At 38.9% G+C, this 16,218-nt stretch carries 15 protein-coding genes and 1 pseudogene; 10 read left to right on the plus strand and 6 right to left on the minus strand.

The window, feature by feature from the left end:
- Window positions 1-20 precede the first annotated feature (20 nt).
- The 3 genes from H9L23_RS05885 to arsC all read left to right on the plus strand — a co-directional run bounded on the left by H9L23_RS05885 (window position 21) and on the right by arsC (window position 3,574).
- Window positions 21-2,480, plus strand: coding sequence for a bifunctional UDP-N-acetylmuramoyl-tripeptide:D-alanyl-D-alanine ligase/alanine racemase (locus H9L23_RS05885; protein WP_187594091.1), 2,460 nt, complete (start codon window positions 21-23; stop codon window positions 2,478-2,480).
- A 147-nt stretch (window positions 2,481-2,627) separates the two neighbouring features.
- Window positions 2,628-3,218, plus strand: coding sequence for a DUF502 domain-containing protein (locus tag H9L23_RS05890; protein WP_187594092.1), 591 nt, complete (start codon window positions 2,628-2,630; stop codon window positions 3,216-3,218).
- An 11-nt stretch (window positions 3,219-3,229) separates the two neighbouring features.
- Window positions 3,230-3,574 (plus strand): arsenate reductase (glutaredoxin), encoded by a 345-nt coding sequence (gene arsC / locus H9L23_RS05895; protein ID WP_187594093.1) that lies wholly within the window; start codon window positions 3,230-3,232, stop codon window positions 3,572-3,574.
- Between the two features lie 62 nt (window positions 3,575-3,636).
- On the opposite strand, the gene H9L23_RS05900 is transcribed toward arsC, so the two are convergent.
- The 4 genes and pseudogenes from H9L23_RS05900 to H9L23_RS05915 all read right to left on the minus strand — a co-directional run bounded on the left by H9L23_RS05900 (window position 3,637) and on the right by H9L23_RS05915 (window position 7,081).
- Window positions 3,637-4,131, minus strand: a complete 495-nt coding sequence (locus H9L23_RS05900) for a hypothetical protein (protein ID WP_187594094.1) — start codon at window positions 4,129-4,131, stop codon at window positions 3,637-3,639.
- Between the two features lie 24 nt (window positions 4,132-4,155).
- Entirely contained in the window at window positions 4,156-4,656 is a 501-nt protein-coding gene (locus H9L23_RS05905) for a hypothetical protein (protein ID WP_187594095.1), read from the minus strand.
- Window positions 4,657-4,848: 192 nt separating this feature from the next.
- A complete protein-coding gene (locus tag H9L23_RS05910; protein ID WP_029278019.1) occupies window positions 4,849-5,556 on the minus strand; it encodes an LOG family protein in 708 nt (235 codons plus the stop codon).
- 17 nt (window positions 5,557-5,573) lie between these two features.
- Window positions 5,574-7,081 (minus strand): annotated as a pseudogene (locus H9L23_RS05915) (sodium:solute symporter).
- A gap of 526 nt (window positions 7,082-7,607) precedes the next feature.
- Between H9L23_RS05915 and recR the strand changes: the two are divergent.
- From recR to H9L23_RS05930, 3 genes are all read left to right on the plus strand, one after another.
- Entirely contained in the window at window positions 7,608-8,225 is a 618-nt protein-coding gene (gene recR, locus H9L23_RS05920; protein ID WP_187595413.1) for a recombination mediator RecR, read from the plus strand.
- 90 nt (window positions 8,226-8,315) lie between these two features.
- Window positions 8,316-9,134, plus strand: a complete 819-nt coding sequence (locus tag H9L23_RS05925; protein WP_187594096.1) for an SDR family oxidoreductase — start codon at window positions 8,316-8,318, stop codon at window positions 9,132-9,134.
- A gap of 139 nt (window positions 9,135-9,273) precedes the next feature.
- The gene (locus H9L23_RS05930) at window positions 9,274-10,113 is read left to right on the plus strand and encodes an alpha/beta hydrolase (RefSeq protein ID WP_187594097.1); all 840 of its coding nucleotides are present in this window, start codon (window positions 9,274-9,276) and stop codon (window positions 10,111-10,113) included.
- 326 nt (window positions 10,114-10,439) lie between these two features.
- Here the strand turns inward: H9L23_RS05930 and H9L23_RS05935 are convergent, their stop codons facing one another.
- Entirely contained in the window at window positions 10,440-11,381 is a 942-nt protein-coding gene (locus H9L23_RS05935) for an ion channel (RefSeq protein ID WP_187594098.1), read from the minus strand.
- A gap of 518 nt (window positions 11,382-11,899) precedes the next feature.
- On the opposite strand from H9L23_RS05935, the gene trpD reads away from it, so the two are divergent.
- The 4 genes from trpD to trpA all read left to right on the plus strand — a co-directional run bounded on the left by trpD (window position 11,900) and on the right by trpA (window position 15,617).
- The gene (gene trpD, locus H9L23_RS05940) at window positions 11,900-12,889 is read left to right on the plus strand and encodes an anthranilate phosphoribosyltransferase (RefSeq protein WP_187594099.1); all 990 of its coding nucleotides are present in this window, start codon (window positions 11,900-11,902) and stop codon (window positions 12,887-12,889) included.
- Window positions 12,883-13,512 carry a phosphoribosylanthranilate isomerase gene (locus H9L23_RS05945; protein ID WP_246474861.1) on the plus strand — a complete coding sequence of 210 codons (630 nt, stop codon included), beginning with the start codon at window positions 12,883-12,885 and terminating at the stop codon, window positions 13,510-13,512. The genes trpD and H9L23_RS05945 overlap by 7 nt, the downstream gene beginning before the upstream one ends.
- Window positions 13,513-13,561: 49 nt before the next feature.
- Complete coding sequence (gene trpB / locus H9L23_RS05950; RefSeq protein WP_187594100.1) at window positions 13,562-14,743, plus strand: tryptophan synthase subunit beta; 1,182 nt, start codon at window positions 13,562-13,564, stop codon at window positions 14,741-14,743.
- A 106-nt stretch (window positions 14,744-14,849) separates the two neighbouring features.
- Entirely contained in the window at window positions 14,850-15,617 is a 768-nt protein-coding gene (trpA, locus tag H9L23_RS05955; RefSeq protein WP_187594101.1) for a tryptophan synthase subunit alpha, read from the plus strand.
- A gap of 130 nt (window positions 15,618-15,747) precedes the next feature.
- Here trpA and H9L23_RS05960 read toward each other — a convergent pair whose 3' ends face one another.
- Entirely contained in the window at window positions 15,748-16,185 is a 438-nt protein-coding gene (locus H9L23_RS05960) for a GNAT family N-acetyltransferase (protein ID WP_187594102.1), read from the minus strand.
- Window positions 16,186-16,218 lie beyond the last annotated feature (33 nt).

Genomic DNA, 16,218 nt, shown 5'->3' on the forward strand with positions numbered 1-16,218 from the left:
ATTTTTCTGAATATAATAGCATGCAAAACCCAATATATACCTTAGCCAAAATAGCCGAAATTTTAAATGCTGATACCAAATTAGTTGATGGAGAGGTTGTTATTCAATACCTGGTAATTGATAGCCGTTCGGTTTTGGTGCCAGAAAACTCTATATTTTTTGCTTTGTCTTCGCACCGCGATGGACACGAATTTATAAAAGATGCTTACAGCAAGGATATCCGTAATTTCGTGATTACCGAAGCTAAATATGTTCATCAATACCCGGATTGTAATTTTTTACTGGCTGATGACGCTTTGGCCGCCTTACAACAACTCAGTATTTACCATAGAAACCAGTTTCAGTTTAAAACCATAGGCATTACAGGAAGTAATGGGAAAACCATTGTAAAAGAGTGGTTGTATCAGCTTTTGGCAGCTGATTTCAATATCGTTAAAAGCCCCAAAAGTTATAATTCGCAGATTGGGGTACCGCTTTCGGTTTGGCAGATTGAGGCTGATGATACGCTTGGGATTTTCGAAGCCGGGATTTCTGCTGTGAATGAAATGCAGCGCCTGGCGGAGATTATCCAGCCTGAAATAGGGATTTTAACCAATATTGGCGAAGCACATGCGGAAGGATTTAGCTCTAAAAAAGAAAAACTCACAGAGAAGCTGAAACTTTTTAAAGATTCGGATTTATTCATCTATGCGCCCGAATATGTAACCGAGGTAAGTGCAAAAGATTTACCCGGGAAGAAAAAGTTTAGCTGGAGCAGCAAGCAGGTTGCAGACTTGCAGATTACCACTGTTGAACCCATTGAAGGGAATTGCTACTTAAGGGCCATTTATCAGGATACCGAAATAGAGTGCATGTTGCCTTTTAAAGATAAAGCCTCGATAGAAAATGGCATGATCTGCTGGGCAACTTTACTGGCTTTAGGTTATACTCCTGAGCAGGCCGATCTGCGTTTAGAAAAACTGAGCCATGTAAGCATGCGCCTGGAACTGAAAAACGGCATCAATCAATGTTCTATTATTGATGATTCATATAGTGCGGATATTTCGTCTTTAGCCATTGCACTCGACTTTTTAAACCAACAAAATCAGCATCCCAAAAAAACGGTTATTCTTTCGGAATTATTCGAAACCGGAAGAGACGATCTTGATTTATATACTGAGATTGCTGAATTACTTGCTCAAAAAAAGGTAAACAGGTTGATCGGTATCGGAACACATATTTCGCGTTATGCCGATCTTTTTAAGTTCGAAACCCAATTTTTTGATGATACCAATGCTTTTGTAGATGCTTTTCCTGGTTTACAGTTTAACCACGAAACCATATTGGTAAAAGGAGCCAGGCGCTTTGAATTTGGACGAATCAGTAAACTGCTTACCCAAAAAATACACGATACGGTTTTAGAGATAGACCTGAATGCCATGGTTGGTAACCTGCAGTTCTACCGCTCTAAAATCAAGCCTGGCGTTAAAATCATGGCCATGGTGAAGGCTTTCTCGTATGGAAGCGGAAGTTTTGAAATCGCCAATTTATTGCAGTTTCATAAGGTAGATTATTTGGCGGTTGCTTATGCCGATGAAGGTATTGCTTTGCGGAAAGCCGGAATTACTTTGCCCATTATGTTGATGAGCCCTGAAGAATCTGCTTTTGAAGCCATTATCAAACACAGGCTCGAACCCGAAATTTACAGTATAGAAATCCTGAATAGTTTTTTAAATGCATTGTCAGATTATGACTTCGATTATCCGATCCACATTAAGATCGATAGCGGCATGCACCGTTTGGGTTTTGATCAATCTGAAATGGATGCTTTATCTGCACTGCTAAAAGATTCGGCAAGGGTAAAAGTGCAGAGTATTTTCTCCCATTTAGTAGCTAGTGATGCTGCAGAACATGATGGATTTACCGGGCAGCAGATTGTTAAATTTAAAAGCATTGCTGATCAATTGGTTAATACTCTAGCTTATAAACCGTTGTTGCATATTTCCAATACTTCTGGTATTTCACGCTGGCCCGAAGCCCAGATGGATATGGTACGTTTAGGGATTGGTTTATATGGTTTTGATTCTGCTTTGGCCAATAACCGTGGTTTGCAGACGGTAATGGTACTTAAAACAACAGTAACCCAGGTGAAAAACCTGGAGCCTGGCGAAACCGTAGGGTATAGCAGAAAAGGTGTGATGCAAAATGGTGGAAAAATAGCAACCGTAAAAATTGGTTATGCTGATGGCTACACGAGGTACTTTGGCAATGGCGTAGGTAGAATGCTTGTGAATGGACATTTAGTGCCTGTAATAGGTTCAATTTGTATGGACATGACCATGTTGGATGTTACAGGTATTGATGTAAAACCCGGCGACGAAGCCATCGTATTTAATCAGGAGCATACCATTATGCAACTCGCCAAAGATATCAATACCATTCCTTATGAAATTTTAACCAATATCTCGCAACGGGTAAAGAGGGTTTATTTTTATGAATAAGAGAATTGTTAGATTATTTTATTGTTTTATTGTTGGCAAACCGTCAAAAGACAATGAACGGAAAAGAAAAAACGCCTGTTATTAACCTGATCATCAAACAATATAACAATTCTAACCATTTAACCATATTTTTTCTAATTTTGCGCCATGAACAAAGTAGGGAAAGCCATTTTAAACTATTTGATTAAAGGTTTATTAATTGTTGTGCCCATAGCCGTGAGTATTTTTATTGTGGTTTGGGCAGTTACAACGGTTGATAGCTGGTTAAATGTAAATAATATTTTAGGTGTAAATCCGCGTACAGGCGAAAGTCGCAATATTCCGGGTTTAGGTTTGCTGACCGTTTTAACCATCATTTTACTTGCGGGTATTTTCGTAACCAATCTGGTAACCGAACCAATGTACAACTGGTTTCAGCGGATGATGCAACGGTTGCCCTTACTTAACTTCATATATTCATCCATTAAAGATTTAACGGAAGCTTTTGTTGGCGACGAGAAAAAATTTAATCACCCGGTACTGGTAGAGGTGGAAGGCGGTTTAAAAAAGATTGGATTTTTAACACAGAATGACCTGCATAAACTCAATCTGCCTGACGAAGTAGCTGTTTACTTTCCACTTTCTTATTCTTTTGCCGGCCAGCTTTGTATCGTAAAAAGAGATAAGGTTGCTGATTTAAACATGACTGCTGCTGACGCCATGAAACTGGTGGTGAGTGGTGGTGTAAGCGGCCTTTAAATTCTTTTTAAATGATTACGATTTACCATAATAACCGCTGTACCAAAAGCCGGTGTGCTTTAGAAGAACTCCAAAAAAGCGGACAAGATTTCGAAGTAATTTATTATCTCGAAACACCTCCCGGGAAAGCCGAACTCAAAGAAATTATCTCGAAACTGGGCATTAAGCCATTGGAGTTGATCCGTAAAGGCGAAGATATTTTTACAGAAAATTATAAAGGAAAAAGCCTAAGTGACGAAGAATGGATTGATGTAATGATCGCTCATCCCATTTTAATTGAAAGACCGATTGTTATTTCAGGAAACAAAGCCGTAATCGCCAGGCCAACTGAAAAGATTAAAGAGATATTGGGTTAACCTAACCGTCATTTCGAGCGGACCCGATAGCTATCGGATCGAGATGACGGATCTTTTTATAGTTAAAAAATGCTTTTAAAAGTAAGCAAACAGAATATAAAAATAATCATGCCGAAAATCAGTCGCGAATAGTATTCTCTTATAAAAAGGCCACACAATACCAGCATATCATCATCAACATTAGTATGAATCAATCCACTTCCTGCTGAAGCATTAAAAAGAATCTGCTTATCTTTATGGTTGTTTAACGACCAGCGGCTTAACCAGCTGTTTTGATAACTCCAATCGAAAGTTTCGCCAGAGGCAAATACAATCCTAGCTTTAAAACCCAGCCAATCATAAGTAATTACGGCCAAAACCGTATTCTTATTATCGATAATTTTGGTTTCCGGTTTAGAAAAGCCCTCACTTTTTAACAGATAAATGCCGGCCTGCGTTGTGGCAATTGCCGTATTTTTCCACGATCCAAAATTGATTGAAAATTTTAAATATCCGTTATTTATTACCTGATAATTGCTATCAAATAAACCTTTTCTCCAATTTAATACCTGTTCCATCTCACAAAAGGATTTAATTATTTACTAATGACGGTTAATCGATATCGTTATAATGGGCATAATGCATGCAACAAGTATAATAGCGCGTTTGTTGTAAATTTGTTTAATAAACAAGCCTGCAATAATCAATAATTCATTATCCGTATCAGAAGAGATTGCGCCACTGTTACTACTTGCGCTATAAGTAATATGTGCGTCTTTATAGTTGCTTACTGTAAACTGCGATTTCCATATACCTGCTGATTTCCATTCGTACTGCTCGCCTGACTTTAAGCTGATAACCGCTTTCGATTTCCAGCTATCGTAAGTAATAATTGCAACAACTTCATGGGTTTTCCTGTCGATTACATTGGTTTGTGATTGCCAGAAACCCACATTCGAGAAAAAATAGTTTTTATCTTCGAACATGCTTTCTGCATCACTTCTCCAGGTTTCGAAAGTGATCATGCCTTTTTGAACACCATCTGCAAAAAGCTGAAAGTTTCCGCTAAGCCAATTACTTCTCCAATTGATAAATCTCGACATATTAATGCGTTTTAATTTAGATACCAGTTGGTTGAAGTTGTTACATAAAAAAAGTGCTTATTGTTTGTAAGCACTTTTTAGTTGGCAATTATCAGTTTGCAATTTTCAGTTAACCAGTTTAAGCAATTAACCGATTAACCAATTACCAGTTGCAATTTTCAGTTAACCGATTTAAACAATTAACCAGTTAACCTAGAAATTCGGTTTAAGTACGTATTTATCGTAGAAACGGAAAATATGCTCTGCAGCTTCTTCTGCGGTATCTACCAGCCTGAAAAGGTTTAAATCTTCTTCATGGATATTATGTTCCTTCTGCAACATGGTTCCTTTAATCCAGTCAATTAATCCACCCCAATAATCAACACCAACCAATACAATTGGGAAACGTGCAATTTTTCCGGTCTGGATTAAGGTTAAAGCCTCGAAAAGTTCATCCATGGTACCAAAACCACCTGGTAAAACCACAAAACCCTGACTGTATTTCATGAACATCACTTTACGCACAAAGAAATAATCAAACTCCAGTAATTTATTATGATCAATATATTTGTTGTGGAACTGCTCAAATGGCAATTCGATATTTAAACCAACCGATTTACCACCATTGGTATGCGCACCTTTGTTACCTGCCTCCATAATACCCGGGCCACCGCCAGTAATTACACCATAACCGCGATCGGTTAGTAATTTACCGCATTGCTCTGCCAATTGATAATATCTATGCGTTTGAGCTGTACGGGCAGATCCGTAAATGGTGACACATGGACCAATTTTAGCCAGTTTTTCAAAGCCATCAACAAATTCGGCCATGATTTTAAAAATTTGCCAGGAATCGGTTACTTTTATTTCCTGCCAGTCTTTGTTTTCGAAAGCACTTCTAATTTTTTCTTCACTCGTCATATACTGTTATTCTAATATTAAAATTTGGTTTGCGCATCAGTTTTTTTGCTGATGAACAACAAGCCTATAAATGTGATTAAACCGTTAATTAAAATCAGTTCAACACTAAAAACGTACCCCCCAATAAAGTGGTCGAATTCGTCGCAAGCAAGTAACATAAAAAAGGTGATAATAAGCAAACTATCGGCACTAATTTATCATGAAGTCCGCGTTTTTTTACAAATAATCCAAAACTGTAAAGCCCTAAAAGCGGTCCGTAGGTGTATGAGGCAATGGTGAAAATTAAACTCACTACTGATGAACTGTTAAATGCATTGATAACAATAATCACCAAAAACATCAAAATTGAAAAGGCGACGTGTACGGTGTGGCGCTTTTTTACCGCGTCTGTAGCATTTACATTTTCTGCTTTATCCATCCCTAAAAAGTCGACACAGAACGAGGTGGTTAAAGCTGTTAGTGCCGAATCGGTAGTGGCGAAGGTGGCCGCGGTTAAACCCAGCATAAAGATAATAGCCGGTATAGCCCCCAGGTTGTTTAAAGCAATTTCGGGGAATAATAAATCTGTTCTTGGTTTACCTGTTATATGGTCTAAAGGAATATCGATGCCGTTTTTTGCAGCGAAAATGTACAATAATGCGCCAACACTTAAAAAGAAAACATTCAGGATCACAAATACGCCCGTAAACGTAAACATATTTTTCTGTGCTTCCTTGATGGTACCCATGCTCAGGTTTTTCTGCATCAGATCCTGGTCTAAACCCGTCATGGCAATGGTTACAAAAATACCGCCGATAAACTGTTTACTGAAATAGAATTTATTGGTCAGGAAATCATCTAAAAAGAATATTTTAGAATAACTGCTGTTTTTGACAGTCTCGAAGGCCTGGGGAATATTAAAATTGAGGCTGTTACAAATGAAATAAATGGTTAGAAAAACCGATAAAACCAGAAAAAAAGTCTGCAAGGTATCCGTAATAATAATGGTTTTTAATCCACCCTTAAAAGTATACGACCATATCAATGCCAGTGAAATCAATACGGTTAACCAGAAAGGAATACCATAATTATCGAATATAAAACGCTGTAAAACAATTACTACCAAATATAATCTTGTCGCCGAACCCAATGTTCGGCTCAATAAAAAGATAGAGGCTGCAGTTTTATAACTATAATGGCCCAATCTTCTTTCGATATAGCTATAAATCGAAGTAAGGTTCATCCGGTAGTAAAGCGGAAGTAAAACCGTAGCAATAATAATAAAGCCAACTGCGTTGCCCAGCACAAACTGAAAATACTGAAACTGATTTCCACTGGGTGCGCCAACTTCACCCGGTACGGATATAAAGGTAACACCCGAAAGCGCAGTGCCGATCATTCCAAAGGCAACCAAATACCATTTAGAATTCCGGTTGGCAACAAAGAAGGTCGAATTATCGGATGAGTTTTTTGAGGTTACAAATGAAATAATGATCAGCAGTAAAAAGTAACCGATCAGGAAACACAATAGGATGGTTGGAGACATAGTTTCGTATTAAGCTGATAAATGTAAAGAAAACTATCAAATCAAGCAATACATTAAGTCCGAAGTCGGGAGTCCGCCGTCCGAAGATTAGTTCAAAGTCTTCAGTCTATAGTCCTTAGTCACATCATGCAATTATCAATCACCAATTATCAATATACAAGATCAATAGCAACCGTCGAGAAGATCTTAATATTCTTAATTTCTTAATGGTGAAGGGATGGAAAATGTAGGAAAGCGTTATTGAGTCCGAAGTCGGAAGTCCGCAGTCCGGAGTCAAAAAGTCCAATAACCAATATGCAATTATCAGTCACCAATTATTAATATACAATGATCAATGAACCAATTTTCAGTTGGCAATTGACAGTTACCAATGAACGAATGACTAATGAACTACTAAAGCAATATGCAATTTTCAGTTAACCCCCTGAGCGTAGTCGAAGGGTAAACAATTAACCAGTTAACCATACCAATAAACCAATGGCTAATGACTATTGAACTAACAAACCATTTTACCTATTTTTGTGCCATGAATTTTTCATCCAAGCTGCTCGAAGATGCGGTAAACGAATTCTCGAAACTTCCTGGTGTAGGGCAAAAAACAGCTTTACGGTTGGTTTTACATCTTTTAAACAAAGAACAGGAGGAGGTAAACCAGTTTGGCAATACATTTATCAAATTAAAACAGCAGATTAAACATTGCGCCACCTGCCATAACATTTCTGATTATACGGTGTGCGAAATCTGTACTTCGATAAAACGCGATAAAGAAACCATCTGTGTGGTAGAAGATACCCGCGATGTAATGGCGATTGAAAACACCGGACAATATTTTGGCGTTTACCATGTTTTGGGTGGATTAATTTCCCCTATGGATGGTGTGGGCCCGTCTGATTTGTTTATTGATGGATTGGTGGCCAGAATGGCTGTGGGAGGCATTAAAGAAGTAATTTTAGCTTTAAGTCCGAATATGGAGGGCGATACCACCTTGTTCTACCTTTATAAAAGACTAAAGGAATTTAATGTTCCGGTAACCACCATTGCCCGCGGAATTGCATTTGGCGGCGAACTCGAATATACGGATGAAATTACACTGGGCAGATCGATCATTACCCGCGTGCCTTACGAAACCGCGATGATGAAATAGTCTCAATAATCTTTATCAAATTACAATAAAGCTGTATTCAATCTTGATACTAAATACTCCCTACTTGATACTAAATACTTGCTACTACAAATGAACCTAAAAAATAAAGTAATCATCATCACCGGGGCATCAAGCGGAATCGGAAAAGCCTGTGCCGAAGAATTTGCAAAACGTGGGGCCAATCTGGTCTTAGCTGCCCGTCAATACGTTACCCTTTGCGAAATTACGGCAGAATTGGAGAAAAAATATGACATCAGGGCGGTGGCAGTTCAGGCTGATGTAAGTAAAGAAGCCGACTGCGAACTGATTATCAAACAAGCTTTAGTATCCTTTCAAAAGATTGATATCCTGGTGAACAATGCCGGATTATCAATGCGTGCGTTATTTAATGATCTGGATTTATCGGTACTTAAAGACCTGATGGATGTAAATTTCTGGGGAACGGTGTACTGCACCAAATATGCTTTACCCGAGATTTTGAAAACCAAAGGCACGGTTGTTGGCGTTTCATCGATTGCCGGTTTCCGTGGTTTGCCAGGCAGAACAGGTTATTCTGCATCTAAATTTGCGATGAACGGATTTATGGAATCTTTGCGTACCGAATTATTGAAGACAGGTGTAAACGTGCTTTTGGCCTGCCCTGGTTTTACGGCTTCTAACATCCGCGTAACTGCTCTTTCAAAAGATGGCGCTGCTCATGGCGAAACCAGTATGGATGAAGGTAAAATGATGTCATCAGAAGAAGTGGCCAGCATTATTGCCGATGGTATTGAACAACGCAAACGTACGCTCATTATGACCGGACAAGGTAAACTAGCTGTTTGGATGAACAAACTTTTCCCTGCATTTGTAGATAAAAAAGTATTTGATTTATTCGCCAAAGAGAAAAATCCACTGATTAAAGCTTAAGGTAGAAGGTTTAAGGCGTAAGGTTTAAGAGTCGAAGTTAATAATGTCTTGATACTAAATACTCGCTTCTTGATACTCTGCAAAAAATCCACACCCACAACAATTTCGTTTATTTAAGCTGAGATGATAAACCTTTTTTATGTACAAATCCCTTGTTTTATTAATGCTTTTGTTCCAAACGATACTTTCTTCTGCACAGGTTAAAAAAGTAAAAAACATAAATTATGCGGGCAATACCGACGAAGCCAATACGCTTAATATTTTTTACAAAAACGACAGCATTAAAAATAAACCCGTATTAATTTTCATTCACGGTGGTTCATGGAGCAGTGGTAAAAAAGAAACTTACTGGTGGTTGGGGAGAAATTTCGCGCGGAAGGGTATAGTTACGGTCATCATCAATTACCGCTTAGCGCCAAATGTTCAGTACGAAAAAATGGGCGATGATTGTGCTTTGGCTGTAAAGTGGGTACAAGAGCATATAGCCGATTATACGGCAAGTAAGGAAAAGATTTTTGTAATGGGACATTCTGCCGGGGCGCATTTGGGCGAACTGATCAATGCAGATCCTAAATATTTTAAAAAAATCGGCATTAAAAATCCCATTAAAGGTGTAATTCTCGATGATCCTTTTGGTTTGGACATGAAGGAATATTTAACCACAGCCGAAAAAGATCATTTTTATTTCGATTTCATCAGAACTTTTACCGGTCAACCTGCGGTTTGGAAAGTGGCTTCGCCATTGGATTATGTCAATAACATCAAAAATCCGCATCTGCTTTTTTATGGAAGTAAAACTTATGGTGCCATTAAATTACAAACACCAAGGTTATACGAAAAGCTTAAAGCCAATAATGTTCCGGTAGAAATAAAAGAAATTAAAGGCAAAAGCCATGTGCCGATGATTAGTCAGATGATTTTTGGCGGCAATCAATTGTATAAGGATATTGTAGATTTTATACAAAAAACATCTTCGTAAGAGTTGTCAACTTTCTTGCCTCTTTGTTATTAAAGTTGACAACTCTGGATTAGTTTTTAATTCCCCTCCTTTGGCGGGGGGCTGTAAGGCGGGGTGGTTCTTTGTTAATGCACTAACCCGGGTTCATTAAACCCGACAATAGCGAAAATCCTTTTTGTTTGCTGTAGCCATAAATGTCCTGTCGTCTGCAAGCTATGAAACAGATCCTTTGTGCCTCAGGATGACGGCACCACAAAAAGATTGCAGCGAATGGCGGGACTATCGCAACCGATTAGTACCGAACCTTGCTTTCCAAAAAAATAAATCTTTTCAAAAACAGAAAACCTTTACACCGTCGGCGTGATCTTATCCAGCTTACTATAATCCATCACCATTTTGCCTTCTTCGTTATGGTAATACATTTTATCAAACTTAGCATCCATTTCTATCTCCTCATCCTGATAACTCGTTCTGGTATGGATCGTCTGCGAAAAAGTATCGTCAAAAGCTTTAAGGATCACAAAAACCTCAACCTCGGCATGCTGGAGCTCGGTTAAAGATTTTTCGTAAAAAGGACTATCTTCGGTAATGGCGTGTACCAGCGTCCAGTTTAAAGAGAGGATACCGATTTTATCACGCTCTAACGCCAAAGGATAAAACTTTCTAACATGTTTGCCATCAACCGTTTCATTGTACGACATCACCATTTGCACCTCAACCTCTATGAGCTGATTACGGCGTAAATTAACCAAACGGCACATCAGGCCATGACCGTTTTCGTAAGGAGCGATCACCATTTTTTTGCTAAAACTCACCTTAGAAGTAGGGCGACTGAAGCGGCCATACAATAAGCCGGTAGCCAAAGCAAATGCCAGCAAACCCAACATGCTTTCGAAAGCGGCAAGCACACTGGTAACAAAGCCCTGTGGCGAAATATGGCCATAACCCACCGTAGAAATGGTTTGGGCAGAAAAGAAAAAGGCATCAAAAAACTGATCGCGGAGGGTTACACCTTTGGCGCCATCTAAATTTTCAATCCCAACAACATTATATAAAACTGCAAAAATGGTATTTACCACGAGGTAGGCGAGAAGAATCACAAAGAAAAACCGTGTCCAGCTCATGGTTACCAATCGGGTGTAGGTATCATCAAATTTGAACCAAGGCAATCCGGTGCGCTCGATATTTGCTGAGCCATCGGCATTGAGCATACGCTGATTTTTGGTTACCGGATTGGATCCGAAACCGAAATCATCATTAAACTGTACTTTTCTTTTAAAGAAAGCCATATATTTTTAGAAAGATTTTGGAATATTAAAAAACTATATCAATATTTGCTTTATACAAACATGATAATTAAAAACTTAAATAACAATTGGTGGTGGCATAACGAAATTCGTTAGGCAAATTCTATTGTTATATATTTTAAAATATTTTAAACACAACGAAGAGGATTGCCCAAAAAGCAATCCTTTTTTTTATGCATTCCCCTCCCATGGAGGGGTGTCCGCAGGACGGGGTGGTTAAAAAGTAGAAGTAATGCCAACGCCCTGGTTCGTGTCTCCACGAACAGGAATAAACATAATGGTTTGTGGAGACACAAACCATGGCGCAAAATAAAGAGATAAATGAAAAATGAACCAAAGATGTACACAGATACACACAGATTTTTATCCGTGGTTATTCTTTTCATCTGTGGTTAAATAACATTGCAATAACCATCGCCACGGTTGGTGGAGACACGAACCGGAATAAATATAAATGGTTTGTGGAGACACAAACTATGGCGCAAGATTGAATACAAAACATGAAAAAGATATTAAACCATTTATTCGAGAACAAGAGTTTTAGCAGGGAAGAAGCAAAGAACATTTTAATCTCCATTTCGGAAGGAGCTTTTAATTCTTCGCAGATTGCTGCTTTTATTACTGCTTACGCCATGCGCAACATCACGGTGCAGGAGTTACAGGGCTTCCGTGATGCGATGTTGGATATGTGTGTAAAGGTTAATTTATCGGGTTACGAACTGATAGATCTTTGTGGCACCGGTGGCGACGGTAAGGATACATTCAACATTTCTACCTTATCCTCTTTTGTAGTGGCAGGTGCTGGTCATCCGGTGGCCAAACATGGTAATTATGGCGTTTCGTCGGGCTGTGGCTCTTCCAATGTAATGGAATATCTTGGTTATACTTTTACGAATGATGAAGACACTTTAAAACGCAATCTGGACAAGGCGGGGATCTGTTTCCTGCATGCCCCTTTGTTTAATCCAGCGATGAAAATAGTAGCCCCGATCCGCAAGGAACTGGGCGTGAAAACATTTTTCAATATGCTGGGCCCAATGGTTAACCCCGGACAGCCAAAATACCAGATGGTAGGGGTTTTCAGTTTAGAACTGGCTCGTTTATATGCTTATTTATATCAGGATACCGATAAAAGTTATACCATTGTGCATGCCTTAGAAGGCTATGATGAGGTTTCGTTAACCTGTGATGTAAAAACCTTTTCGAACAAAGGTGAGCAGATTTTAACGCTTGACGATATGGGCTTTGAAAAAGTGGATATAAATGCGATTAAAGGTGGCGATACGGTAGAATCGTCAGCCAAAATATTTATGGATGTGTTAAACGGCGAAGCTACCGATGTGCAGAACAATGTGGTGTTGTGCAATTCAGCATTAGCAATCAAAACGATCAAACCTGAACTTTCTTTTGCCGATTGTTTCTATGAAGCAGAAGAATCTTTAATGAGCAAAAAGGCGTTAAACAGTTTCAAAAACTTATTGGCATGTTAAAGTTAAAAGTTTGTGGAATGCGTTTGGCGGCCAATATTGCTGCGGTAGCAGAATTGCATCCAGATTATTTGGGGTTTATTTTTTATGAAAAATCGCCCAGGTTGATCAGCGAGGTTTCTGCCGAATTGATCAAATACATTCCATCAGAAATTAAAACCGTTGGTGTTTTCGTCAATGAAGAGCTTGAAAAAGTAAAAGATAAAGTAAACTTACTGAAGTTAAAAGCTGTTCAGTTACATGGAAGTGAGTCTCCTGAGTATTGTGAAGCATTAAAATCGACTTTCCCTACTCTGGAAGTAATCAAAGCTTTTGGAATAGATGAAGATTTTGATTTTTCAACTTTACAACCTTATTTAAAGGCAGCAGATTATTTTCTGTTCGATACAAAGACGAAAGTACATGGTGGGTCGGGAAAAACATTCAATTGGTCTGTTTTAGACCAATATACTTACACCAAACCTTATTTTTTGAGCGGTGGAATTGATTTAGAACACAGCACGGCTATCAAAAAAATAAACGACGAACGTTTATATGCATTGGATATCAATAGCCGTTTCGAAACCGAACCAGGCCTGAAGGATGCAGCGAAAATTAAAGAATTTATACAGGAAGTGAATAAATAGTTGTTATTCATAACCCTTGGTTTCAATCAAGGTTGAAAAAGAAAAGAACATGAAATACAAAGTAAACGAAAAAGGATATTATGGAGATTTTGGAGGTGCATACATCCCCGAAATGCTTTATCCAAATGTAGAAGAATTGCGTCAAAACTATTTAAAGATTATTGATGATGCCGGTTTTCAAAAGGAATTTCATCAGTTATTGAAAGATTACGTTGGCCGTCCTTCGCCATTATATCTTGCCAAAAGGTATTCGGAAAGATTTGGTGCCAATATTTTCTTAAAAAGGGAAGATTTAAACCATACGGGTGCACATAAGATCAACAATACCATCGGTCAGATTTTATTGGCCGAAAAATTGGGTAAAAAAAGAATCATTGCCGAAACTGGCGCTGGTCAGCATGGTGTAGCTACTGCTACGGTTTGTGCTTTGCGTAACCTCGAATGTGTAATTTATATGGGCGAGGTCGATATCGAGCGCCAGGCACCGAATGTTGCCCGTATGAAAATGTTGGGTGCAAAGGTTGTTCCCGCTAGTTCTGGAAGTAAAACCTTAAAAGATGCTACTAATGAGGCTATGCGCGACTGGATCAATAATCCGGTTGATACACATTACATTATTGGTTCGGTAGTGGGTCCACACCCTTACCCTGATATGGTGGCCATTTTTCAATCGATCATCTCCGAAGAAACCAAAAAACAATTGTTAGAGCAAACTGGTAGCGATCAGCCTGATTATGTTTTGGCGTGCGTAGGTGGTGGAAGTAACGCCATGGGCATGTTCTACCATTTTATGGATGACGAAAATGTTAAACTGATTGCCGTTGAAGCAGCCGGAAAAGGGGTATCGAGTGGATTTTCTGCCGCAACTACTTATCTGGGTAAAGAAGGTGTTTTACACGGTAGCAGAAGTATTTTGATGCAAACACCAGATGGCCAGGTCGTAGAGCCACACTCAGTTTCTGCAGGATTGGATTATCCGGGCATTGGTCCACAGCATGCACATTTGTTTAAAACCGGCCGCGGAGAATATGTTTCCATTACCGATGAAGAAAGTTTAGATGCGGGTTTGCTTTGTACCCAACTGGAAGGCATTATTCCGGCCATAGAAAGTGCACATGCCTTAGCTTATTTAGAAAAAATGGAATTTAAAGGTGGCGAAAACGTAGTGGTTTGCCTTTCAGGCCGTGGCGACAAGGATTTAGATACCTATATAAAATATTTTAATCTTTAAGATAGATTTGAGACAATAGATATGAGATTTGAGACAATTGATCGCTTACTAGGCTCTAAAATCTCACATCTCACATCTCACATCTCGAATCTCCAATCTCAAAAACATGAATCGAATTAAACAACTCTTCCAGGAGAAGAAAAATATATTATCAATTTATTATACCGCTGGTTATCCAAATACTGGCGATACTATTCAAATCGCAGAGGCATTGGAGAAATCGGGTGCGGATATGCTCGAAATCGGCTTCCCTTATTCCGATCCTGTTGCAGATGGTCCGGTAATCCAGGCCAGTAGCAAACAATCATTGGATCAGGGGATGACGCTTAAACTGCTTTTCGAACAATTGAAAGACTTGCGGAAAAAAGTAAGTATCCCTGTTTTGTTAATGGGGTATGTAAACCCTGTTTTGCAGTTTGGTGTTGAAAAATTTTGTGAAGCTTGTGCCGAAGTAGGAGTAGATGGTTGCATCGTTCCCGATTTGCCTATGGTAGAATATGAGGAATTTTATAAAGATTGCTTTGAAAAACATAACCTGAGCAATGTGTTTTTAATCACGCCTCAAACGGCTGAAGAACGTATCCATAAAATTGATGGCTTAACCAATGGATTTATCTATTTGTTATCCTCATCGGCAACTACAGGTAAAAACCTCGAAGTTGGCGATACCACCGAAGCTTATTTCAGCAGGATTAAAAACCTGAACCTGAAGAACCCAACGATGATCGGTTTCGGGATCAGCGATAAACAGACTTTCGATAAAGCCTGCTCGTATGCCAATGGCGCAATTATCGGTACTGCTTTCGTTAAAGCCATTGCCGATGGTAATTTAGAAGAAAGTGTGAGCAACTTTATGAAGAAGTTTAAAGGTTAGTTTTTTACCATTAAGTCATATTTAGTCGGTTCGTCATTGCGAGGAGGAACGACGAAGCAATCTTTCCTGCCAGAGAGATTGCTTCGTCGGCTGAAAAAGCCTTCTCGCAATGACGATACTTTGAATAAATCTACCTATTCCTCCAATCCTCATAACTCATCTCAAATTTCACTTCCCCCTTATTTACCATTCCTGCTTTTTTCCAGCCTTGCCTGATATAAAATTCTTCGGCACGGGTATTTGGCGATGTGCCCAACCATACTGGCGCTTTAGTCTGCTCAAAATACCAATCTATCATTAACCGGTGCAGTTCTTTACCAATACCTCTGCCTTCAAATTCTGGCCGAAGAAATAAAGCCCATATATTATGCTCCTTTAAATCTACAATTGAAAAACCAACTACTTCACCATTTACCTCACAAACCCAACCTTTGCCTCGCCCGGTAATAAATTCTTCGCAATCTTTGTCAGTTACTAAAGCAGGATCGGACAAAATGTTCTCTTTAACGGTATGCCTGACAATTTGTATCGGCGCAATGTCAGTTGTTTTTGCTTCGCGGAAAATCATTTTTTATAAGTTCTTGAGAAAATTAATTTATTT

Source organism: Pedobacter roseus, from assembly GCF_014395225.1.
GTDB lineage: Bacteria > Bacteroidota > Bacteroidia > Sphingobacteriales > Sphingobacteriaceae > Pedobacter > Pedobacter roseus.

Coding starts and splice junctions, on each gene's coding strand:
- trpB (WP_187594100.1), top strand. CDS start 13,562: ATGAAATACAAAGTAAACGAAAAAGGATATTATGGAGATTTTGGAGGT.
- H9L23_RS05890 (WP_187594092.1), top strand. CDS start 2,628: ATGAACAAAGTAGGGAAAGCCATTTTAAACTATTTGATTAAAGGTTTA.
- trpA (WP_187594101.1), top strand. CDS start 14,850: ATGAATCGAATTAAACAACTCTTCCAGGAGAAGAAAAATATATTATCA.
- H9L23_RS05900 (WP_187594094.1), bottom strand. CDS start 4,131: ATGGAACAGGTATTAAATTGGAGAAAAGGTTTATTTGATAGCAATTAT.
- H9L23_RS05905 (WP_187594095.1), bottom strand. CDS start 4,656: ATGTCGAGATTTATCAATTGGAGAAGTAATTGGCTTAGCGGAAACTTT.
- H9L23_RS05930 (WP_187594097.1), top strand. CDS start 9,274: ATGTACAAATCCCTTGTTTTATTAATGCTTTTGTTCCAAACGATACTT.
- H9L23_RS05945 (WP_246474861.1), top strand. CDS start 12,883: ATGTTAAAGTTAAAAGTTTGTGGAATGCGTTTGGCGGCCAATATTGCT.
- H9L23_RS05960 (WP_187594102.1), bottom strand. CDS start 16,185: ATGATTTTCCGCGAAGCAAAAACAACTGACATTGCGCCGATACAAATT.
- arsC (WP_187594093.1), top strand. CDS start 3,230: ATGATTACGATTTACCATAATAACCGCTGTACCAAAAGCCGGTGTGCT.
- recR (WP_187595413.1), top strand. CDS start 7,608: ATGAATTTTTCATCCAAGCTGCTCGAAGATGCGGTAAACGAATTCTCG.
- H9L23_RS05935 (WP_187594098.1), bottom strand. CDS start 11,381: ATGGCTTTCTTTAAAAGAAAAGTACAGTTTAATGATGATTTCGGTTTC.
- trpD (WP_187594099.1), top strand. CDS start 11,900: ATGAAAAAGATATTAAACCATTTATTCGAGAACAAGAGTTTTAGCAGG.
- H9L23_RS05925 (WP_187594096.1), top strand. CDS start 8,316: ATGAACCTAAAAAATAAAGTAATCATCATCACCGGGGCATCAAGCGGA.
- H9L23_RS05910 (WP_029278019.1), bottom strand. CDS start 5,556: ATGACGAGTGAAGAAAAAATTAGAAGTGCTTTCGAAAACAAAGACTGG.
- H9L23_RS05885 (WP_187594091.1), top strand. CDS start 21: ATGCAAAACCCAATATATACCTTAGCCAAAATAGCCGAAATTTTAAAT.